24 protein-coding genes are annotated in these 19,408 nt (G+C 73.6%); 9 read left to right on the plus strand and 15 right to left on the minus strand.

Annotation, left to right across the window (positions count from 1 at the left end; genetic code table 11):
* The first annotated feature begins 2 nt into the window (after nt 1–2).
* Together FHU28_RS31780 and FHU28_RS31785 are read left to right on the plus strand one after the other, a co-directional pair.
* Nucleotides 3–1,010: a LacI family DNA-binding transcriptional regulator gene (locus FHU28_RS31780; protein ID WP_116505108.1), complete on the plus strand. Its 1,008-nt coding sequence runs from the start codon at nt 3–5 to the stop codon at nt 1,008–1,010.
* A gap of 122 nt (nt 1,011–1,132) precedes the next feature.
* Nucleotides 1,133–2,038: a GNAT family N-acetyltransferase gene (locus tag FHU28_RS31785; RefSeq protein ID WP_184688870.1), complete on the plus strand. Its 906-nt coding sequence runs from the start codon at nt 1,133–1,135 to the stop codon at nt 2,036–2,038.
* On the opposite strand, the gene FHU28_RS31790 is transcribed toward FHU28_RS31785, so the two are convergent.
* Entirely contained in the window at nt 2,031–2,549 is a 519-nt protein-coding gene (locus tag FHU28_RS31790) for an O-acetyl-ADP-ribose deacetylase (RefSeq protein WP_184688872.1), read from the minus strand. The two genes, FHU28_RS31785 and FHU28_RS31790, sit on opposite strands and share 8 nt — an antisense overlap.
* Nucleotide 2,550: 1 nt before the next feature.
* Entirely contained in the window at nt 2,551–3,342 is a 792-nt protein-coding gene (locus tag FHU28_RS31795; RefSeq protein ID WP_184688874.1) for an EI24 domain-containing protein, read from the minus strand.
* Between the two features lie 40 nt (nt 3,343–3,382).
* Between FHU28_RS31795 and FHU28_RS31800 the strand changes: the two genes are divergently transcribed.
* Nucleotides 3,383–4,378: a helix-turn-helix transcriptional regulator gene (locus FHU28_RS31800; RefSeq protein WP_184688877.1), complete on the plus strand. Its 996-nt coding sequence runs from the start codon at nt 3,383–3,385 to the stop codon at nt 4,376–4,378.
* On the opposite strand, the gene FHU28_RS31805 is transcribed toward FHU28_RS31800, so the two are convergent.
* On the minus strand, nt 4,369–5,283 hold the full coding sequence (locus FHU28_RS31805; protein WP_184688879.1) for an SDR family oxidoreductase: 915 nt from the start codon (nt 5,281–5,283) through the stop codon (nt 4,369–4,371). The genes FHU28_RS31800 and FHU28_RS31805 overlap by 10 nt on opposite strands.
* A gap of 76 nt (nt 5,284–5,359) precedes the next feature.
* On the opposite strand from FHU28_RS31805, the gene FHU28_RS31810 reads away from it, so the two are divergent.
* Nucleotides 5,360–6,031, plus strand: a complete 672-nt coding sequence (locus tag FHU28_RS31810) for a nucleotidyltransferase domain-containing protein (protein WP_184688881.1) — start codon at nt 5,360–5,362, stop codon at nt 6,029–6,031.
* Nucleotides 6,032–6,040: 9 nt separating this feature from the next.
* On the opposite strand, the gene FHU28_RS31815 is transcribed toward FHU28_RS31810, so the two are convergent.
* The 5 genes from FHU28_RS31815 to FHU28_RS31835 form a co-directional block, all read right to left on the minus strand.
* Nucleotides 6,041–6,778, minus strand: coding sequence for an alanyl-tRNA editing protein (locus tag FHU28_RS31815; protein ID WP_184688883.1), 738 nt, complete (start codon nt 6,776–6,778; stop codon nt 6,041–6,043).
* A gap of 11 nt (nt 6,779–6,789) precedes the next feature.
* A complete protein-coding gene (locus tag FHU28_RS31820; RefSeq protein ID WP_184688886.1) occupies nt 6,790–7,677 on the minus strand; it encodes an alpha/beta fold hydrolase in 888 nt (295 codons plus the stop codon).
* Nucleotides 7,674–7,988, minus strand: a complete 315-nt coding sequence (locus tag FHU28_RS31825) for a DUF2516 family protein (protein ID WP_030504568.1) — start codon at nt 7,986–7,988, stop codon at nt 7,674–7,676. Before FHU28_RS31825 ends, FHU28_RS31820 begins: the two co-directional genes overlap by 4 nt.
* A gap of 72 nt (nt 7,989–8,060) precedes the next feature.
* Nucleotides 8,061–8,816, minus strand: coding sequence for a hypothetical protein (locus FHU28_RS31830; RefSeq protein ID WP_184688888.1), 756 nt, complete (start codon nt 8,814–8,816; stop codon nt 8,061–8,063).
* The gene (locus FHU28_RS31835) at nt 8,813–9,430 is read right to left on the minus strand and encodes a helix-turn-helix domain-containing protein (RefSeq protein WP_184688891.1); all 618 of its coding nucleotides are present in this window, start codon (nt 9,428–9,430) and stop codon (nt 8,813–8,815) included. Before FHU28_RS31835 ends, FHU28_RS31830 begins: the two co-directional genes overlap by 4 nt.
* A gap of 112 nt (nt 9,431–9,542) precedes the next feature.
* Here FHU28_RS31835 and FHU28_RS31840 point away from each other — a divergent pair, with 112 nt between their 5' ends.
* The gene (locus tag FHU28_RS31840; protein WP_184688893.1) at nt 9,543–10,346 is read left to right on the plus strand and encodes an alpha/beta fold hydrolase; all 804 of its coding nucleotides are present in this window, start codon (nt 9,543–9,545) and stop codon (nt 10,344–10,346) included.
* A gap of 118 nt (nt 10,347–10,464) precedes the next feature.
* Here the strand turns inward: FHU28_RS31840 and FHU28_RS31845 are convergent, their stop codons facing one another.
* The 4 genes from FHU28_RS31845 to FHU28_RS31860 form a co-directional block, all read right to left on the minus strand.
* Entirely contained in the window at nt 10,465–11,424 is a 960-nt protein-coding gene (locus FHU28_RS31845; protein WP_311773684.1) for an asparaginase, read from the minus strand.
* A gap of 94 nt (nt 11,425–11,518) precedes the next feature.
* Nucleotides 11,519–12,361, minus strand: a complete 843-nt coding sequence (locus FHU28_RS31850) for a beta-keto acid cleavage family enzyme (RefSeq protein ID WP_184688895.1) — start codon at nt 12,359–12,361, stop codon at nt 11,519–11,521.
* Nucleotides 12,362–12,473: 112 nt separating this feature from the next.
* Nucleotides 12,474–13,592, minus strand: coding sequence for a CAF17-like 4Fe-4S cluster assembly/insertion protein YgfZ (ygfZ, locus tag FHU28_RS31855; protein ID WP_184688897.1), 1,119 nt, complete (start codon nt 13,590–13,592; stop codon nt 12,474–12,476).
* Nucleotides 13,589–13,996, minus strand: coding sequence for a Fur family transcriptional regulator (locus FHU28_RS31860; protein WP_184690079.1), 408 nt, complete (start codon nt 13,994–13,996; stop codon nt 13,589–13,591). Before FHU28_RS31860 ends, ygfZ begins: the two co-directional genes overlap by 4 nt.
* A gap of 91 nt (nt 13,997–14,087) precedes the next feature.
* On the opposite strand from FHU28_RS31860, the gene FHU28_RS31865 reads away from it, so the two are divergent.
* Nucleotides 14,088–14,978, plus strand: coding sequence for an aminotransferase class IV (locus tag FHU28_RS31865; protein WP_184688900.1), 891 nt, complete (start codon nt 14,088–14,090; stop codon nt 14,976–14,978).
* On the opposite strand, the gene FHU28_RS31870 is transcribed toward FHU28_RS31865, so the two are convergent.
* Both FHU28_RS31870 and mtfM read right to left on the minus strand, forming a co-directional pair.
* Entirely contained in the window at nt 14,935–15,522 is a 588-nt protein-coding gene (locus FHU28_RS31870) for a heme-binding beta-barrel domain-containing protein (RefSeq protein ID WP_184688903.1), read from the minus strand. The genes FHU28_RS31865 and FHU28_RS31870 overlap by 44 nt on opposite strands.
* Before the next feature lie 4 nt (nt 15,523–15,526).
* Nucleotides 15,527–15,631, minus strand: coding sequence for a small membrane protein MtfM (gene mtfM, locus FHU28_RS33185; RefSeq protein ID WP_030504452.1), 105 nt, complete (start codon nt 15,629–15,631; stop codon nt 15,527–15,529).
* Nucleotides 15,632–15,643: 12 nt separating this feature from the next.
* Between mtfM and FHU28_RS31875 the strand changes: the two genes are divergently transcribed.
* From FHU28_RS31875 to FHU28_RS31885, 3 genes are all read left to right on the plus strand, one after another.
* Nucleotides 15,644–16,018 (plus strand): DsrE family protein, encoded by a 375-nt coding sequence (locus tag FHU28_RS31875; RefSeq protein WP_073829103.1) that lies wholly within the window; start codon nt 15,644–15,646, stop codon nt 16,016–16,018.
* A gap of 78 nt (nt 16,019–16,096) precedes the next feature.
* Entirely contained in the window at nt 16,097–16,480 is a 384-nt protein-coding gene (locus tag FHU28_RS31880) for an SCP2 sterol-binding domain-containing protein (protein WP_184688906.1), read from the plus strand.
* Nucleotides 16,477–18,552: an amylo-alpha-1,6-glucosidase gene (locus FHU28_RS31885; protein WP_184688908.1), complete on the plus strand. Its 2,076-nt coding sequence runs from the start codon at nt 16,477–16,479 to the stop codon at nt 18,550–18,552. Before FHU28_RS31880 ends, FHU28_RS31885 begins: the two co-directional genes overlap by 4 nt.
* A gap of 1 nt (nt 18,553) precedes the next feature.
* Here FHU28_RS31885 and FHU28_RS31890 read toward each other — a convergent pair whose 3' ends face one another.
* Entirely contained in the window at nt 18,554–19,402 is an 849-nt protein-coding gene (locus FHU28_RS31890) for a hypothetical protein (RefSeq protein ID WP_184688911.1), read from the minus strand.
* Between the last annotated feature and the right edge of the window lie 6 nt (nt 19,403–19,408).

Consider the following 19,408-nt stretch of genomic DNA (forward strand, 5'->3'; position numbering starts at 1 on the left):
GGATGACGACGGCACAGCGACCGACCCTGGAGGCGGTGGCCCGGCTGGCCGGCGTGTCCCGGGCCACCGTCTCCCGGGTGGTGAACGGCTCGACCACTGTGGCCGAGCCGATCCGGCAGGCAGTACGACGGGCGGTCGAGGAACTCGGGTACGTCCCGAACCTCGCCGCCCGCAGCCTGGTCACCCAGCGGACCGACTCGGTCGCGCTGGTGCTGCCCGAGGCGGCCACCCGGGTCTTCTCCGACGACCAGGTGTTCCCGGGCATCATCCGGGGCGCGGCGCAGGAGCTGGAGGCGGCGGACAAGCAGCTCGTGCTGATGCTCGCCGGCTCACCGGCCGGGCACGAACGGGTCGAGCGGTACACCACCGGCCGGCACGTCGACGGGGTGCTGTTCGCCTCGCTGCACGGCGAGGACCCGCTGCCCGGCCGGCTGGCCCGCCTCGGCATTCCGGTGGTGTGCAGCGGACGCCCGCTCGACGGCGCCGACGTCCCGTACGTGGACGTCGACCACGAAGGCGGCGTGAGCACGGCGGTCCAGCACCTGATCACGAGCGGACGACGGCGGATCGCCACCATCGCCGGGCCGCAGGACATGGTCGCCGGGATCGAGCGGCTGATCGGTTACCGCAGCGCGATCAGCGAGGCCGGGCTGCCGGAGCTGGTCGCGTACGGCGACTTCACCCGGGAGTCCGGCACCGCCGCGATGCGCGAGCTGCTCGCCGCCGACCCGGAGCTGGACGCCGTGTTCGCCGCCTCCGACCTGATGGCGCACGCCGCCCTGCGGACGCTGCGGGAGGCCGGGCGGCGGGTGCCCGAGGACGTGGCGGTGATCGGTTTCGACGACATCGAGACGGCCGCGTACACCGAGCCGCCGCTGACCACCGTGCGGCAGCCGATAGTGGAGCTGGGCCGGTCGATGACCCGGCAGCTGCTGCGGATCGCGGCGGGCGAGACGGTCGAGCAGACGCTGGTGCTCCCCACGGAGCTGGTGCTGCGCGAGTCCGCGTAAGGAAGGGCCCCCTCTTAACGCCTCAGGTAGAGGAGGGGGCCCCTCTTAACGGCCCGCCCGGTACAACCCGCCGCGCGTTAACCGGTCGCGGCGCGGAGGGCGGCAGGTCTAGGGTCCGCCGGGTGAGTGGAGCCCTGATCCGTCCCGCCCGTGCCGACGACGCGCCCGCCGTGGTGGCGTTACGCGCGCTCGTCTATCCCTACCTGGTGCGCGGCGTCGAGTCGACCCGACGCATGATCACCGAACCGCCGCCCGGTGAGGGCTGGGCCGGCTGGGTCGCCGAGGCGGACGGGCAGATCGTCGGCTGGGTGTCGGCGTACCGCAACACGCAGACCTCGACACCGGGCGTGGGCGAGATCGCCCTGCTGCACGTGCATCCGGAGCACCGCCGCCAAGGCGCCGGCACCGCGCTGTTCGACACCGCGCTCGGTCACCTGCGGACGCTCGGGGCCACCCGGGTGCTCACCCACGCGCGGACCGAGTCGCTGCCGTTCGCGCAGCGGCACGGCTTCACAGCCAGCCGGGAGTTGCGCTACTCGGCGCTCGACCTGACCACCGCCCTGCCGATGCCGCAGGCGCCGCCGGGCGTACGGCTGGTGTCCGCCGCCGGGCTCGACCCGCGCCTGGTGCACCGGGTCGACGCCGAGTCGTCCCGGGACGAGCCGGGGGACGTGCCGACGGACTCGCTCGGCTTCGACCTGTGGCGGCACGAGTGCTGGGACAACCCGGGGCTGGACCGGGAGGCCAGCACGCTCGCCGAGGTGGACGGCGAACTGGTCGCGCTGAGCCTGGTCAAGCGCGACGGCGACCGGATGTGGTCGGACTTCACCGGCACGCTGCCCGCGTACCGGGGACGCGGGCTGGCCCGGCTGGCCAAGCAGGCCGCGCTGCACGCCGCCGCGGCACGCGGGGTACGCACCGCGTACACGTCGAACGACGAGGCGAACGCGCCGATGCTGGCGGTGAACGAGCGGCTCGGCTACCGGCCGGTGGACAGCCAGTGGTCGTGCCGGCGCAAACTCAGTTGAGCCCGGCGGCCACCCGCACCGCCGCGGCGTACGGGTCGGCGCCGAACAGCACCAGCCGGGCCTCGGTGACGTGCGCGGGGGTGGCCGCGTGCAGCACGCTGAGCGCCTGCGCCACCGCGTCCTCGACCGGCCAGCCGTAGATCCCGGCGGAGATCAGCGGGAACGCCATCCGGGTCGCGCCCAGCCCGTCGGCGACCCGCAGGCTGTTGGCGTAGCAGTCGCGCAGCAGCGCCGACCGGTCCTCGCCCGGCGAGAAGACCGGCCCGACCGTGTGCACCACCCAGCGCGCGGGCAGGTTGCCGGCGGTGGTGGCGACGGCCTGGCCGGTGGGCAGCCCGCGCCCGTAGCGGGAGGCGCGCAGCGCCCTGCACTCCTCCAGGATCGCCGGGCCGCCGCGCCGGTGGATCGCGCCGTCCACGCCCCCGCCGCCGAGCAGCGACGAGTTGGCGGCGTTGACTATCGCGTCGACCTGCTGGGCGGTGATGTCCCCCTCGATCAGGACGGTGTCCATCTCAGCTCTCCTCGATGGGCTGGCCCAGCGACCGGCGGGCCAGCAGCGCGGCGCCGGCGACGGCGGCCGGCATGACCAGCACCGCGCCGAGCGGGATCAGGAAGCACAGGAAGACCGCCACCCCGAAGCCGAGCGCCGTCGGCCGGTCGGCCCGCAGCCGCACCCGCCGGTCCGGCAGCCGCATCCCGCGCCGGTAGAACGGCGCGCCGACCAGCTCCAGCGCCAGGAACCAGCCACCCACCAGGGCACCGACCACCGGGACCACCGTCTGACCCACCACCGGGATGAAACCGGCGGCGAACAGGGGTACGCCGATCAACGCGGACAGCGCCACCAGGCGCAGCGAGTCGGCGAGGCTGCGCCGCAGTGAGGACCAGAACGGCACGTCCACCGCGCCCGGGGTGCCGCCGAGCCGGTCCTCGACCCGCTCCGAGATCGCCTCGTAGAACGGGTCGCCGATGACGAGCGTGACGGCGGTGAACGTGAGCACCCCGATCAGCCCGGCGACCCCGACCACCGCCAGTCCGGCGGCGACCCGCAGCAGCCCGCGCCAGGGCGACGACCAGTCGTCGGCGAACGGGGTGAGCCAGCCCGCCAGGTCGTCCACGAAGTAGAGCAGCGTGGCGAACAGCGCCACGTAGAGCACGCCGGTGATCAGCGCTGGGATCACGCCGAGCAGCATCAGCTTCGGGCTGCGGACGTACATGCCGAAGCCGCGCAGCAGCAGCCTGACGCCGCCGAGGAAGCGGGTGGCCGCGCCGGTGACGGGCGCGACGGTACGGGAGGCGTTCACGACGGCACAGCCTAATCTGCCGGTGCACCACAATGGGCCTGTGCGTGCGTCCCGGCTGATCTCGCTTGTGCTGCTGCTCCAGTCCCGGGAGACGATGACCGCCGCCGAGCTGGCCCGCGAGCTGGAGGTGTCCGAGCGCACCGTCTACCGGGACGTGCTGGCGCTGTCCGCCGCCGGTGTTCCGGTGTACGCGGACCGGGGCCGGGCGGGCGGCTACCGGCTGCTCGGCGGCTACCGGACCCGGTTGACCGGGTTGAGCCGGGACGAGGCCGAGGCGCTGTTCCTGGCCGGGCTGCCCGGTCCGGCCGGGGACATGGGACTGGCCGACTCGGTGGCCGCCGCCGAGCTGAAGGTGCTGGCCGCGTTGCCGCCGAGCCTGCGGGACGCGCCCGCGCGTACCGGGCAGCGGTTCCACCTGGACGTGCCCGGCTGGTTCCGGGAGACCCCCGCACCGCCGACGCTCGCCGAGCTGGCCCGGGCGGTCTGGCGGGACCGGATGGTCGAACTGCGCTACCGGCGCGGGGACCGGGAGGTGAACCGCACGCTGGCGCCGTACGGGCTGGTGCTGAAGAACGGGGTCTGGTACCTGGCCGGCCGGGTCGGCGACGCCTGGCGGACGTACCGGGTGGACCGGGTGGTGGCGGTCGAGGTGAGCGCCGACGGATTCGACCGGGACGAGGGTTTCGACCTCGGGGCGTACTGGCGGGAGCAGGCCGGCGCGTTCCTGCGTGAGCTGCTGCGGGAGCGGGTCACAGTGCGGCTCGGCCCGGCCGGGCTACGGGCGCTGCGGCGCCTGGTGGACGCGCCGTTCGTCTACACCGAGGCCGTCGACGCGGCCGGGCCGCCGGACGAGCAGGGGCGGCTGGTGCTGCGACTGCCGGTCGAGTCGGTGGACGTGGCGTACAGCCAGTTGCTGGCGCTCGGCCCGGAGGTGGAGGTGCTGGCGCCGCCGCAGCTGCGGGCTCGCTTCGCCGAGGCGGCCCGCCGCGCGGCGGCGCTCTACACCGAACCGTCGAAGGACGCCGGTCAGCGGTAGCCGGCGTCGTCGGCCGGTTTGCCCGGCTTGACCACCTCCTCGTAGTAGCGGGCCCAGTGCGGGCGGGTGCCGTCGATGTCGGTGAAGCCGTACACCTGGGCCAGGCCGCCGCTGTCGAGGGACTGCCCGTTCCAGCGGGCCCGGTCCGGGTCGGCGGCCAGAGCGGCGACCGCGCGCCCGACGAACGCCGGCGTCTCCGACATGACGAAGTGCGGCTCGGTCTTCGCGCCGTCGCGCCAGGTGGCCTCGGTGACGCCGTAGTGTTCGAGCATCGCCTCCGAGCGCAGCCAGCCGGGCGTGAGCGCGACAGCTGTGCAGCCGTGCGGGGCCAACTCGTGCGCCTGGCTGAAGCCGAGCCGGTTCACCGACACCTTCGCCAGGTCGTAGAAGACCGACAGGCGGTACTCGCTGTCGTTGTGCTCCTTGGTGCCGTCGCCGACCTCGACGACCAGCCCGCCCGGGTTGCGGATCAGCAGCGGCAGCGCGAAGTGGCTGGTGATGATGTGCGTGTCGACTGCCAGCCGCAGCGTGCGGAACCCGGCGTCGAGCGGCTGCTCCCAGACCGGCTTCTCCCAGGTGATCAGCGGGTCCGCGCCCCAGACGTCGTTCACGAGCACGTCGAGGCGGCCCTGCTCGGCGTCGATCCGCTCGACCAGGGCGCGTACCTGTTCGGGGTCGAGGTGGTCGACCGCGACGGCGATCCCGGTGCCCCCGGCGGCGGTGACCAGCTCGGCGGTCTCCTCGATGGTCTCCGGCCGGTCCATCTCGGAGCGGCGCTCCCGGGTAGTGCGGCCGGTGGCGTAGACGGTGGCTCCGGCGGCGCCGAGCTGCACGGCGATCTGCCGGCCGGCGCCCCGGGTCGCGCCCGCGACGAGCGCGACAGTTCCGGTCAGTGGTGAGTTCATGGGATCACCGTGTAACAGATACCTGACAGCGGAAGTCCGGTTTCCCGGGAGACCCGGATGGGCGATCATCACCGGTATGCACCTGCTGCTGTCCGGGATCGTCGGCTCGGTCGCGTACGGGCTGGCCGGTCCCGGCTCGGACACCGACCGGCTCGGCGTGTTCGCCGCGCCCACGGTCGCGTTCCACGGCCTGCGCCCGCCCCGCGAGTCGGTCGTGACCACCGAGCCGGACGTCACCCTGCACGAGGCCCGCAAGTACGCGCTGCTGGCGCTGAGCGGCAACCCGACAGCCACCGAGCTGATGTGGCTGCCCGACGACTGCTACGAGACGCGTACCGCATTCGGCGAGGAGCTGATCGCCATCCGGTCGGCGTTCCTGAGCGCGCCCCGGGTCCGCGACGCCTACGTCGGGTACGCCGCCCAGCAGTTCCGCAGGCTCGCCGCCACCCCGACGGACACCGGTGGGCGACGGCGCTCGGCGAAGCACGCCCGGCACCTGGCCCGACTGCTGCACCAGGGCCGGGCGCTGTACGCCACGGGCGTGCTGGAGATCCGCCTCGCCGACCCGGACTGGTTCCGCGCGTTCGGCGAACGGGTCGCCGGAGGCGCGCTGGACGACGCGCAGGCCCTGGTGGCGGACGCCGAGGCCGAGTTCGACCGGATCCGCTCGCCGCTGCCGGAGCGCCCGGACGAGAAGACAGTGGAACGCTGGCTGCTCGCCGTCCGGGCCGCTCACCTGCCGCGGTGACCGGACGGGTCAGTCCGCCAGGCGCACGCGTACCCGGCGGTTGGCCCGCCCCTTGCTCTCCACCTTGACCACCTGGACCTTGCCGATCTGGGCGGTGGAGGCGACGTGCGTGCCGCCGTCGGCCTGCACGTCCAGCCCGACGATGTCGACGATCCGCACCTCCTGCTCCTCCGGCGGGATCAGGTTCGACTGGGTACGGATGATGTCCGGCAGCGCGAGCGCCTCGGCGCGCGGCAGCACCCGCACGGCGACCGACCGGTCGGCGGCCACCTCGGCGTTCACCAGCTCCTCGATGCGGGCCTTGAAGTCCGGCGGCACCTCGGGCAGGTTGAAGTCCATCCGGGCCTCGCCCGGCTCCATGTTGCCGCCGGTGACGAGCGCGCCGAAGTCACGGAACACCACGCCGCAGAGCACGTGCAGCCCGGAGTGGGTACGCATCAGCATGGTCCGGCGGGCGTCCTCCACCGCGCCGGTGACCTCGGTGCCGACCGGCGGCACCGGGTCGCCCTCGGCCGGGATCAGCCACAGGTCGTCGCCCTTGCGGGTGCCGACGATGCGGGTCTGTACGCCCTGCCAGAGCAGCACCCCGTGATCCGGCGGCTGCCCGCCGCCACCGGGGTAGAACGCGGACCGGTCCAGCACGATGCCCTGCTCGGGATCGGCCGCCAGCACCCGGCACGTCCACTCGCGCAGGGTCGGGTCGGCGAGGTCGAGCCGGTGCGTACGGCCGTGGTGTGTGACGCCCATGGACGGCGACGTTACCCGTTCAGGAACTCCGAGACGCGCCCCCGCAGGTCGGCGCGTTCGGTCCAGAGCACGCCGGGCCGGTCGTACACGTGCAGTGTGGCGTTGGGCAGCGCGGCGGCCAGCCGTTCGGCGACGGCGACCGGGTGCAGGTCGTCGTCGGCGGCGGCGATGACCAGCGCCGGCGCGGTGACCGCGGCGAGCGACCCGGCGTCGTCGAGCGGGGCCTGCCCGGGCAGGTCGGCCAGACCCGGCGCGAGCCCGTCGCGCAGCAACTGGTCGAGCCGCTGCCGCAGATAGGCCCAGCCGGCGGGCGTGTTGCGCACCGACGGCGGCAGTTCCAGCGACACCACGTCGGCGAGCGCCGAGGCGTCACCCTCGGCCACCGCGTCGAGCAGGCCGGTGAGCCGGGCCCGCGCCACCTCGCCACGCGGCGTGTCCAGCACGGCGGGCAGGAAGAAGACGAGCCGCTCGAAGCGTTCCGGGCTCTCCGCGAGCAGCCGGCAGAGCGCGCCCGCTCCGAGGCTGGCACCGAACGCCCTGGTCGCGCCGCCCAGGTCCGAGATCGCACGCAGGTCACGAGCGAGATCCAGATAGCTCCACGGGCCGGGCGGGGAGTCGGAGCGGCCGTGCCCACGGAACTGGAAGAAGATGCGCCGACCGGCGACGCCGCTGCCGAACGGACGGGTGGTGGCGATGCCGTTGCCCAGCCCGTGCGCGAACACGGTGACCGGCTCACCGGTGCCGGTGACCAGGCGCTCCAGGCTCACGCCGTGCGGCGTCGCGACCAGCTCCGTCTCCGGCTCCGGCAGCGCGGGCCGCCCGGTCCGGGGCGCGCCGGGACCCGGCCCCCAGGTGCGGGGACCGCCGTCCGGCGGCGGGGGCCAGCGGAAACCTCTCACCAGGACCCTCGGCCGTCGTGCAGGTCCCGCAGGCCGGGCCGCACGTCGAGCAGGTAGATGAGACCGGCCGCGATGCCGATCAGTCCGAAGAGGCTGATCGGGCCGAAGCCGAGCAGGGTCAACAGCAGGCAGACCGCCAGGATGGCGACCCAGCCGCCCTTGGGCAGCGTGCCGATCGCGGCGAATCCGTCGCCGCGCTGGGTGACCGCGTGCACCAGCGCCACTCCCTGAACGACCAGGGCGAAGACGAGCAGGATCAGCTGGATCACGTCTTGGACTGCGAACGCGAAAATCGGCGCGGCGATGGCCATGGGGGCAAGCTTATGCCGAGACCCCGGAAACGTCCGACAAGACGTTGTCCGGGGTCCCGCTGGTGCGACGGATCACTCGGCGGCCGGGCGGGTCCGCTTCGTGGCCTTCGGCAGCTTCGCCGACGGGGTGGCCGGCTTGGCGGCCTTGGTCGCGGTCGCCTTGGTGGCGCGGGTGCGCTTCACCGCGGCCGGCTTGGCGGCCACCGCCTCGGCCACCTCGGCCGGGCTGGGCACGTCAGTCGTCACGGCGGCGGCCTTCGGGGCGGCGTCGGTCTTCGGGGTTTCGGCGGCCTTCGGGGCCACGTCGATTCCGACGGCCTCGGTGGCCGCGATGTCGGCGTTCACCGTGTCGGCGGCCTCCAGCACACCGGCGCCGACGACGCGCTCACCGCGGGCGACCAGCTCGGCGTACGCGGCCATGGCGCGCTCCTGCGCGGCGTGCGCACCGGCCACCACCACGGCGGCGTTGCGGGTGGCGGCCTCGCGGAGCTTGTCCAGGTTGGTGGCGTCCCGGAGCTTCTCCAGGTTGGCGGCCTCGCGCAGCTTCTCCAGGTTGGCCGCCTCGCGGAGCTGGTCGAGGTCGGTGGCGACGGCCCGCTCGCGCAGCCCGGTGGCGGTCTGGTTGGCGGTCTTCAGCGTCTCGGTGGCCTTCTGGCGCAGCTCGAAACCGGTGACGACGGCCTTGCCGCCGAGGTCGGCGACGACCCGGGTGCCGAGGCCGCTGACCACCGTCGGCAGCTTGCGCAGCTGCTCCAGGGCCAGCTCACCGGCGCCGGCGGCGGCGTAGAGGGGTGCGGGAATGCGGTTGGTCTTCGGCTGGGTGGTCATGACTGCTCCTCCTCGGCCGCACCGGCGGCCTTCTGGGCCGCCCGGCGGGCGGTCGTGTGCTCAGGGGCGGCGGTGGTCGGCGCGGGCGCGGCGCCCGCTTCGGTGACGGCTACCGATTCGAGGACCGCCTCGGTCGGTGTGCCCTCCGGCGTGACGGGACCGGTAGCTGCAGCGGTGACGGTCGCCGGAGCCTCGGGCGCGGTGGCCGGCTCCGTCGGGGCGGCCGTCTCGGCCGTTTCCGTCGTCGCGGCTACCTCGGTCGCCTCGGCCAGGCGCGCGTTCTCGCGCCGGAACGTCTCGTAGATCTGGGTGAGCGACTGCTTCTGGGCCATGGTCAGCTCGGGATCGACAGCGATCGCCGCGAGCACGCCCTGGCCCTCCTTGTCGTCCAGCAGCCCGGCCCGCAGGTACATCGCCGGGGTGGAGACGCGCAGCGCGCTCGCGAGCTGCTGGAGCACCTCGGCGCTCGGCTTGCGCAGCCCTCGCTCGATCTGGCTCAGGTAGGGATTGCTGACACCCGCCTGCTCGGCGAGCTGGCGCAGTGAGATCTTCGCGTTGCGCCGCAGGTCGCGAATGAACCCGCCGACATCGGGAAGGTCCTTGCTGGTGGCCATGACTCAACGCTAGCTCGGGCTGCTAACTCCTGCAAGCAAAACGCTAACCAGAGTTAGCAGGGTCACCAATGGCGGTTGCGGAGCCCATGTCCGGTCCGTACCGTTCTTCCCCGTGACCAAGATCGAGATCAACGGCGCGCGGCTCGCGTACGACGAGAGCGGCACCGGCACCGGCACCGCAGTGGTGCTGCTGCACGCCGGCATCGCCGACCGGCGGATGTGGCGCGGGCAGATCCCCGCGCTCGCGCAACGGCACCGGGTCATCGCGCTGGACCTGCGCGGCTACGGCGAGTCGGAGCTGCCGCCCACGCCGTTCACCCACCACGACGACGTGATCGGGCTGCTCGACGCGCTGAGCATCGAGCAGGCCGCGCTCGTCGGCTGCTCGTTCGGCGGCCGGGTCGCGGTGGACGCCGCGCTCGCCCACCCGGAGCGGATCTCGGCGCTGGCGCTCTTCGGCGCGCCGGTCTCCGGCAACGAGTGGTCCGAGGAAACCGAGCAGCTCTGGGAGGAACTGGTCGGCGACGTGGACCCGGAGGACTTCGCCGCCACTGCCGCCGGGGAGGTGCGGTTCTGGGTGGTCGGCCCGACCCGCCGCCCGGAGGACGTCGACCCGGAACTGATCCGGTTCGCCGAGGAGATGGACCGCCGGGCGCTCGCCGCCGAGCAGGCGCTGAGCGCGATCGACGTCGGCGAGCTGGACCCGCCGGCGATCGACCGGCTGGGCGAGCTGCGCGTACCGGTGCTGGTCGGCACCGGCGCCGACGACCTGGCCGACATCCGCCGCCTGGCCGACCGCATCGCCGACGAGGCCCCGCGAGGTGTACGCCTCCCCGACGTCCCCGACGCGGCGCACCTGCTCCCCCTGGAGCGCCCCACCGAGGTCAACCCCGCCCTCCTGTCCTTCCTCCCCTGACCTCTCGCACTCCAACCCCCGGCGATCTTGCACTCGCTACCCCGACAAACAGGGCGTTACGGGCACACCTGGGGCCGAAGGTGCAAGATCGCCGAGCCAGGGCGGGGCAGCGTGGGGGTTACCAGAGAGGGCGGGTTGCGCCTACGGGGAGGCCGCCGCCCAGCACGGGGGTTTCGGCGTACTCGGTGAGGATCGGCGCGCGGACGTCCAGGCGGGACAGCGCCGAGGCGAGGACGGGCATGCGGGCCCTGGCCGCGCCGTCATCGATCTTCAGGGCGACCCCGCCGACCCCCGGGACCGCCGCCGCGATCACGCCCTCCGCGCCGACCTTGGCGAGCAGGCCGGGTACGCCGCGCATCAGCCGCGTGTCCTCGGCCTGGGTGCCGCCGACCAGCTCCGGGTACGTCCGCATCGCGTCCGCCACGGTCCGCTCGACGGTGCCCGGCTCGGCGTCGACCAGCCGCAGGAACGCTCGCGCCAGCCCGGTGAGCGAGACGGCCAGCACCGGCGCGCCACAGCCGTCCACCCCGACCGCCGCCGCCCGTTCCCCGGTGAACTCCTCGATCGTGGCGGCCAGTCGCTGCTGCAGCGGGTGCTCGGGCCGCCAGTAGCCGTCCAGCGGCCAGCCGGCGGCCAGGCAGGTGCGCAGCATGCCGGCGTGCTTGCCGGAGCAGTTCATCAGCACCCGGGCGGGACCTCCGCCGGCCCGCAGCACCGCCTCGCGGGCGGCCTCGCCGACCGGCAGGTCCGGCGGGCAGTGCAGCGCGTCCCCGGTCAGCCCGGCGTCGCGCAGCAGCGCGGTCACCCGCTCGATGTGGAACTCCTCACCGGCGTGACTGGCCGCGACCAGCGCCACGTCGGCGGGGTCGGTGAGCGGCAGACCGGCCCGCAGCATCCCGATCGCCTGCATCGGCTTGTTGGACGAGCGGGGGAAGATCGGCGAGGTGACGTCTCCGGCCCCGGCGACAGGCGCACCGGCGGCGTCGAGCACCACCACGGAACCCCGGTGGACGCCCTCCACGAAGCCGGACCGGACCACCTCGGCGAGCGGCACGCCGCCCTCGTACGTCTTTCCCACGTTATGGACGGTACCGATGGGGCGGACCCGGTAGGCGGCGGGGTGACCTGCGACGTCGTCCGGGGCCGTACATGGCTGCCGGCCGGTGCGCCGCTTACCGGGCGGCAGTCGGAAGCCCGAGCAGCGTACGGGCCTCGGCGGTGCTCAGCGGGGGCCGCTGGGCGAGTTGGGCGAAGCCGACCGCCCGCGCGACGAGCTGCATGTTGGACTCCACCGGGCGCCCCTTGGCGTACGTGACCGTGTCCTCCATGCCGACGCGCAGGTGACCGCCGGTCGACAGCGCGGCCATCATCACCGGGATCGTGCTGCGCCCGATGCCGGTGGCCGAGAACGTGGTGCCCTCCGGCAGGTCGCGCAGCATCTGCTGGGCCGCCACCAGGGTCGCCGTGGTGCCCGGCATGCCGCCCGGCACACCCATCACGAAGTCGACGTGCACGTGCCCGCCGTGCGGCAGGCCGTACTTGCCGAGCAGCCGTTGCAACGCGGTGAGGTGGCCCAGGTCGAAGATTTCGTACTCGGGGACGACGCCCCGCTCCTGCATCCGGGTGTGCAGGTCGACGATGAACTCCCACCGGTTGAGGAACACGTCGTCACCGAAGTTGACGGTGCCCATGGTGCAGGAGGCCATGTCCGGCCCGGCGTCGAGCACGGCGAGCCGGGCGGACTCCGGGTCGGTCACCGCGCCGCCGGAGGAGAGCTGCACGATCAGGTCGGTGTTCTCCCGCAGCGCCGCCACGGTGGCCCGCAGCCGCCCCTGGTCGAGCGTGGGCCGCGCGTCGTCGTCGCGGATGTGGACGTGGATCACGGCGGCGCCCAGCGCCTCGCACTCCTTGGCGGTCAGCAGCAGCTCGTCGAGCGTGACCGGCAGCGCCGGCACCTCCGCCTTCGCCGACTCCGCGCCGGTGGGGGCAACCGTGATCAACGTCCCTGTCGTCATGCCCCGGATCCTAGACCGGCGCCCGGCGCCGGGTCGACCGGAGGATTTCCGGCGTGAGCGGCGTTAAGAAGGGACCCTTCCTCTACCGGAGGCGTTAAAAGGGGGCCCTTCCTTACACGTCGACGGCGGCGGCGGTTTCGCCGACCAGCAGGCGGGCGTCGTCGGGCGTGTTGCGCTTCAGCACCGCCAGCGCGACCTGGCCCAGCTCGTAGTGCTGCACGGCGGTGCCCACGAATCCGACGGTCCGTCCGTCGAGCGTCACCGGCGTACCGGCGGCCGGCGGCTGGTCGCTCATCACGCCGTCCAGGTGCAGCAGGACGAGCCGGCGCGGTGGCTTGCCCAGGTTGTGCACCCGGGCCACTGTCTCCTGCCCCCGGTAGCAGCCCTTGTCGAGGTGCACGGCCGGGGCGATCAGGTCCACCTCGGCGGGGATCGTGCGGTGGTCGGTGTCCACCCCGGCCCGCACCTGCTTGGCGGCCACCCGGGTCGCCTCGTACGCCCACAGCCCGGCCACCGGCACCCCGGCGCCGCGCAGTTCGGCGACCACTCCGTCCATGGCCGCGCGGGGTACCAGCAGGTCGACGCCGAGCGCCACCCGGCGGGCCCAGCCGCCGATCGGCAGCGGCTTGACGTCGTACACCACTGAGGGCCGCGCGGGCAGCTCGCCGGAGCGGAACTTCGGACCCGGCACCGCGACCACGTCGGGGGCGGCCAGCCCGGTCACGCCGAGCGTGTCGAGCGTGTCGAGCGCGCCGGGCGCGTCCGGCCCGACCAGCGACAGCAGCGCGTACTCGGCGGTGGCGTCGCGCGGGTCGACCTTGCTGAAGAACCGCATCTTCTCCAGGTACGACAGCAGGCCGCCGGTCATCCCCGGCTCGGTGTCCAGCCAGGTGGTCTCGCCGTCGTCGGCGACCATCGCGTGCTGTTCGACGTGCCCGTGCGGCGAGAGCACCAGCAGCTCGGTGCCCTGCCACGGAGCCAGCGCGGCCAGATGCTGGCTGGTCAGCGTGTGCAGCCAGCTGATCCGCTCCTCGCCCGGCACGGCGACCACGCCCCGGTGCGAGCGGTCGACCAGCCCCACGCCGGTGGCCAGGAGCCGCTGCTCGCGCATCGGGTCGCCGTAGTGCGCGGCCACCGGGCCGACACCGGCCGCGCGGTGGGCCGGTTCGGGCTGGTCGCGGGTCTGGTCGTCGATGGCGTCGGTGGTCACCGCTCCGGCGATGTCGATCATGTGCGTTCCCCGTTCTGTGCGCAGCGGCCGCAGACTCCGAAGAGCGCGACGTGCCCGATGTCGACCTGGAACCCGCGCTGGTCGGCCAGCTGGTCGGCGAGCGGGCGGAGCATCTCGGGTGAGATCTCGTCGATCGCTCCGCACTCCCGGCACACCAGGTGCACGTGCTGGTGCTCGCCGGCCGCGTGGTAGGTCGGCGAACCGTGCGACAGGTGCGTGTGCGTGACCAGACCGAGCCGTTCCAGCAGCTCCAGGGTGCGGTAGATGGTGGTGATGTTGACGCCGGCCGCTACCTCACGGACCGCCGTGTGCACCTGCTCCGGGGTGGCGTGCCCGAGGTCGAGGACGGCCTGGAGCACGAGCTGCCGCTGCGCTGTCAGCCGCAGCCCGCGCGCGCGGAGCATTTCCGCGAGGGAGGATTCGGACACCCTTCGATCATAGTTCGGCCGCCGCGCCGGTCCGTGCGCCGCCGGGGTACGCCACTACGCTGCGGCCGTGGAGGCGACGCGGGTGGCGGTGCTCGGCCGAGGGCTCGTGCCGGCCGGTGAGCCGGTGCTGCGCGGCGACGACCGGGGTGTGCTGCACGGCGACGGCCTGTTCGAGACGCTGCACCTGCGCGACGGGGGCCCCTGGCTGCTGGCGCCGCACCTGGCCCGGCTGCGGGCCGGCGCGGCGGCGATCGGCCTGCCGCTGCCCCCGGACGGCGCGCTCGTCGAGTTGCTGGACGCGGTCCGCGCCGGCTGGCCGCCGGAGACCGAGGGCGCGCTGCGGCTGGTCTGCACCCGGGGGCCGGAGGGCGGCGGGCCGGCCACGGTGTACGCCACGCTGGGCGAGGTGCCCGCCGTGGTCCGGCTGGCCCGGCGGACCGGGGTGACGGTGGCCACGCTGCCGCTCGGGGTGGCCGCCCGGGCCCGCCCCGAGCTGGGGTGGCTGCCCAGCGGCGTGAAGTCCACCTCGTACGCGCTGAGCACCGCCGCCCGGCGGTGGGCGCAACGTTCCGGGGTGGACGACGTGCTCTGGGTCTCGACGGACGGCTACGTGCTGGAGGGGCCCACCGCCAACGTGGTGTGGCTGCGCGGCGGGACCCTCTCGACGGTGCCGGCGGCGGAGACCGGCGTCCTGCCCGGCGTGACCGCCCGCCACCTGCTGGAACGGGCCGGCGAGCTGGGCCTCGCGGCGGCCGAGCACCTGCCCACCGTGCCCGACCTGCACGAGGCCGAGGCGATCTGGCTGACCAGCTCCCTACGCGGCCCGGCGGAGGTCCGGACCCTGGACGGCACTCCCCGCCCGAGTTCCCCCCTGACCCCCCGCGTCCAGGCCCTCCTGAACTTCCCCCGCAGGGTCAGCCGGCTACCCGGGTCAGGCGGGCGGACAGGTGCGGGGTGAGGGGCTGGCCCACGGCGGCCATCTCCTGCGCGTACAGCAGGGCGCCCTCGACGATGCCGAAGAGCCGGGCGCCGGCGGTGACCTCCTTCGCCGTGGCGGTACGCACCACCGCGTCGGTGACGAACTCGATCTGGGTGCCCTTGCGCTTGCCGATGTGCAGCTCCATCACGCCGGTCGGCGTGGTCATCAGCGCCTCGAGCTCGTCGGTGACCCGCTCACCGTCGAGCACCGGACGCCACCAGCCCACCTCGCGGCCGGCCGGACGGACCGGGCGGCTCTGCTCGTCCAGGAGCCAGGCCCGCGACTCGTAGAACAGGAACGGCCGGCCGTCGTGGCTGATCCGGATCTCCTGCGCGTAGTCGAAGTCCTCGATCGTCGGAAACCCACCCCGGCCCCGGCCGCGCCACACCCCGATGTACGGCAGCAGGCCGTCCAGGCTCGGGTGCAGCTTCGGGCCGACGCGCAGGTCGTGGCTCTCCTCGTACGGGTACGGGTCGACCGGCGGCGCGTTCAACCACGGCGGCTGAAGCGGATTCTCACTCACAGATTCACCACTTACCTCTAGCTATGCGGACCGCGAGATAGACCAGGCCACCGGCGAGCGCGCCCAGGCCCGCGACCAGCAGGCTGACGAACCCGATCTCGGTAACCATCCGGACCATCCTATGCTGGGCGGCATGGCGCGCTCTCTCGTCGTCAAGGCCACCGCCGGCGCGGACTCACCGGAACGCTGCGCCCAGGCGTTCACAGTCGCCGCCACCGCTGCCGCGGCCGGGGTGGACGTCTCGCTCTGGCTCACCGGCGAATCGACCTGGTTCGCGCTCCCCGGGCGGGCCGAGTCGTTCGAGCTGCCGCACTCCGCGCCGCTGGGCGAACTGCTGCACGTCGTCCTGGCCACCGGCCGGGTGACCGCCTGTACCCAGTGCGCGGCCCGGCGGGACATCGGCACGGACGACGTCATCCCCGGCGTACGCATCGCGGGCGCCGCCGTGTTCGTCGAGGAAGCGATGGCCGAGGGCGCACAGGCGTTGGTCTACTGACAACCGGCCCAGGTTGTCCATTCTGCCCAGTGCGCCGATCCTGACCCGACATGTCCGGATGCTGCCTACCATGCGAATGTGAATCAGGCGATCCAGGAATTCTTCGCGTCGTTGCCGGCGCGTGCCGCAGCCGTCCTGAACAGCCCGGTCGGGGGGACGCTTCAGATCGACCTGGCCGACGGCAACCGTACCGAGCACTGGTACGTGACGCTGGCCCCCGGATCGGCGCAGGTGAGCCGGGAGGAGCTACGGCAGGCGGACGGCGTGCTGACGCTGTCCACCGAGCTGTTCGAGAAGCTCGTCACCGGGCGGGCCGCCGGCCTGGCGGCGGTCCTGCGCAACGAGGCCACGTTCAGCGGTCACGTCGTGCTGTTCCTGGCGTTCCGCCGATTCCTGCCGCAACGGCCCGACGTGCGGGATCCCCGGGACGCCGCCCGCGAGCACGTCCGGCGGCTGGTGTGAAGGACCGGGTCAGCATCCTCGACGGCAACACGTTCCTGGTCAGCGACGATCGCGGCAACATCGAGCCGTCGTACGACTTCCCCACCGGGCTGTTCGCCTTCGACACCCGGTTCCTCTCCACCTGGTTCCTCACCATCGACGGGCAACCCCTGCACGCGCTCTCGATCGACGACTCGCTGTCGTACAAGACCCGGTTCTTCCTGGTCCCCGGCGAGCCGACGCACTACCTGGACGCCAACGTCTCGGTGATCCGCAGCCGCGCGATCGGGGCCAGCCTCGACGAGGAACTGACAGTGCTCAATCACTCCGAACAGGAACAGGAGTTCCACCTCCGGCTGAACATCGGCTCCGACTTCGCCGACCTCCTGGAGATCAAGAACCGGCGTGACAAGAAGGGACGCACCACGCCGACGGTGGAGCGGAACGGCCTGCGGCTGACCTACCACCGGGAGGCGTTCCGCCGCGAGACGCTGGTGACCAGCAGCGCGCCGGTCGAGGTCGACGCGGACGGGATGACCTTCCGGGTCCGGATCGGCCCGCACGGCGAATGGACCACCCGGCTGCACGTCAGCACCATCATCTACGGCGCGCGTGGTGAGGACATCCGGGCCGTCCTGCCGCTGGGCGGCCAGCGCACCGCTGCCGAGATCGAGGCCGAGCAGAGCGCCCTGATCAGCCGCGCGCCGAAGCTGGGCTGCGACTGCGAGCCGCTGGCCGGGGCGTACCGGCGAAGCCTCAACGACCTGGCCGCGCTCCGGTACGAGTCGATCACGCTCGGGGTCCGGCTGCTCGCCGCCGGCCTGCCCTGGTTCATGACGCTGTTCGGCCGGGACAGCATCTTCACCTCGCTCCAGGTGCTGCCGTTCCTGCCCGACCTGGTCAAACCGACGATCGTCATGCTGGCCGGCCTGCAGGGCAGCCGGGTCGACGACTTCCGGGACGAGGAGCCGGGCAAGATCCTGCACGAGCTGCGCTACGGCGAGAGCGCCGGGTTCGAGGAGCAACCGCACTCGCCGTACTACGGCGCGGCCGACACCACGGCACTGTTCGTGATCCTGCTCGACGAGTACGAGCGGTGGACCGGCGACGCCGATCTGGTACGCAACCTGGAGAACGAGACCCGGGCGGCGCTGACCTGGCTCGACACGTACGGGGACCTGCTCGGCACCGGATACGTCTGGTACATGTCCCGCAACCCGGAGACCGGGCTGCCGAACCAGTGCTGGAAGGACTCACCGGAAGCCATCTCCTACGCCGACGGGCGGATGCCGGAGTTCCCCCGGGCCACCTGCGAGCTGCAGGGATACACGTACGACGCGAAGATGCGCGCCGCCCGCATGGCCCGCACCCACTGGCAGGACCCGGCGTACGCCGACCGGCTGGAGCAGGAGGCCGCGGCGCTGAAGGAACGGTTCAACCGCGACTTCTGGATCGCGGACCGGGAGTACTACGCGCTGGCGCTCGACCCGCGGGGCCAGCAGGTGGACGCGCTCTCCTCGAACATCGGCCACCTGCTGTGGAGCGGCATCGTGGACGAGTCCCGGGCCCCGGCGATCGCCGGGCATCTGCTCGGGCCGCGCCTGTTCTCCGGCTGGGGGGTACGCACGCTCGCCGACGACCAGGGCCGGTACAACCCGGTCGGCTACCACGTCGGCACGGTGTGGCCGTTCGACAACTCGATCATCGCCTGGGGCCTGTGGCGGTACGGCTTCCGCCGGGAGGCCGGCCTGCTCTGCGACGCGCTGATCGGCGCTTCCCGCTACTTCGACGGCCGCCTGCCCGAGGTGTTCGCCGGCTACGAACGTGGCCTCACCGACTACCCGGTGGAGTACCCCACGGCGTGCAGCCCGCAGGCGTGGTCCGCCGGCACTCCGCTGCTGCTGCTACGGGTGATGCTCGGGCTGGAGCCGCAGGGCGAGCACCTGATCATCGACCCGGCCGTACCGCCGGGCATGGGCCGGGTGGAGCTGCTCGACATCCCGGGCCGCTGGGGCCGGGTGGACGCGCTGGGCCGCAGCCGGGAACCGCACGAGGAGCCGGCGCCGCCGCCGCTCGCGCTGCCCGGCGAGTGAGTCAGGCCGGGCAGGGCGTGGTCACCGCCACGCGCACCCGCTCGTCGACCCGCTCGGCCAGCACGGCCGGCTCGCCCGGGCGCGCGTATCGGTCGGCGGAGTCCACCACCGGCGCGGCGCCACCGCCGAACGCGGCGGCGAGCGGCTGATCCGCCGGCGCGGCGGCCTCGCCCCGGGCGGTGCGGGCGGCGCCCCCACCGGGGCAGGGCGCGGCCAGGACCTGGACCGCGCCGGTCGCGCCGCCCCACCGGCCCAGCGCCGACGCCAGCGCGCCGGCTTCGGCCGCGGCGTCGGCGGTCGGCGCGCGGTAGCCGGAACCAAGCGGCCGGCAGCCGGTCGCGGCGGTCAGCAGCACCCGGCCCGGGCCGTCGGCGCGGCCCTCGACCGCGACGAAGTCACCCGCGTCGGCACGCAGCAGCGGCTCGCCGTCGAACGTCGACACGCCCGCCCGCCACGCCTGCGGCAGCCGGTCGGCGATGCGCTGCAGCACCACGCGCACGTTGTCGCCACCGATCGCCACCTCGACGCCGCGCTCAAGCGTCGCGCCGGAGTCCATGGGCGTGATCCGGCAGCCGCGTTCCAGCCGGACCGGCACGAGCGCCGGTACGCCGTCGGATCCGACCGCGCCGGTCAGCTCACCGATCGCCCGGTCCACCACCGGACCGGCCGCGTCCAGCGAGCGCTGCTCCTTGACCGTCGGCGGGTCGGTGCGCACCGACCACCAGGTCAGCCCGGCCAGCAGCACGGCCCACGCCACAGTGGCGACCGTCAGCCAGCGCAGCCGACGCCGGCCCGCGCCCGGCTGCTCTCCAGGGGTGGGCGGGACGTAGCCCGTCTCGACGGCAGTCACCCGGCC

Origin of the sequence: Micromonospora echinospora (assembly GCF_014203425.1) — a bacterium.
In the GTDB taxonomy this organism is placed as follows: Bacteria; Actinomycetota; Actinomycetes; order Mycobacteriales; family Micromonosporaceae; genus Micromonospora; species Micromonospora echinospora_A.

Excerpts from the sequence above, each read along its gene's own strand:
- FHU28_RS31780 (WP_116505108.1), top strand. The coding sequence starts at position 3 with ATGACGACGGCACAGCGACCGACCCTGGAGGCGGTGGCCCGGCTGGCC.
- FHU28_RS31790 (WP_184688872.1), bottom strand. The coding sequence starts at position 2,549 with ATGGACACCGTCCTGATCGAGGGGGACATCACCGCCCAGCAGGTCGAC.
- FHU28_RS31805 (WP_184688879.1), bottom strand. The coding sequence starts at position 5,283 with ATGAACTCACCACTGACCGGAACTGTCGCGCTCGTCGCGGGCGCGACC.
- FHU28_RS31810 (WP_184688881.1), top strand. The coding sequence starts at position 5,360 with ATGCACCTGCTGCTGTCCGGGATCGTCGGCTCGGTCGCGTACGGGCTG.
- FHU28_RS31815 (WP_184688883.1), bottom strand. The coding sequence starts at position 6,778 with ATGGGCGTCACACACCACGGCCGTACGCACCGGCTCGACCTCGCCGAC.
- FHU28_RS31825 (WP_030504568.1), bottom strand. The coding sequence starts at position 7,988 with ATGGCCATCGCCGCGCCGATTTTCGCGTTCGCAGTCCAAGACGTGATC.
- FHU28_RS31830 (WP_184688888.1), bottom strand. The coding sequence starts at position 8,816 with ATGACCACCCAGCCGAAGACCAACCGCATTCCCGCACCCCTCTACGCC.
- FHU28_RS31835 (WP_184688891.1), bottom strand. The coding sequence starts at position 9,430 with ATGGCCACCAGCAAGGACCTTCCCGATGTCGGCGGGTTCATTCGCGAC.
- FHU28_RS31850 (WP_184688895.1), bottom strand. The coding sequence starts at position 12,361 with ATGACGACAGGGACGTTGATCACGGTTGCCCCCACCGGCGCGGAGTCG.
- ygfZ (WP_184688897.1), bottom strand. The coding sequence starts at position 13,592 with ATGATCGACATCGCCGGAGCGGTGACCACCGACGCCATCGACGACCAG.
- FHU28_RS31860 (WP_184690079.1), bottom strand. The coding sequence starts at position 13,996 with ATGCTCCGCGCGCGCGGGCTGCGGCTGACAGCGCAGCGGCAGCTCGTG.
- mtfM (WP_030504452.1), bottom strand. The coding sequence starts at position 15,631 with ATGGTTACCGAGATCGGGTTCGTCAGCCTGCTGGTCGCGGGCCTGGGC.
- FHU28_RS31875 (WP_073829103.1), top strand. The coding sequence starts at position 15,644 with ATGCTGGGCGGCATGGCGCGCTCTCTCGTCGTCAAGGCCACCGCCGGC.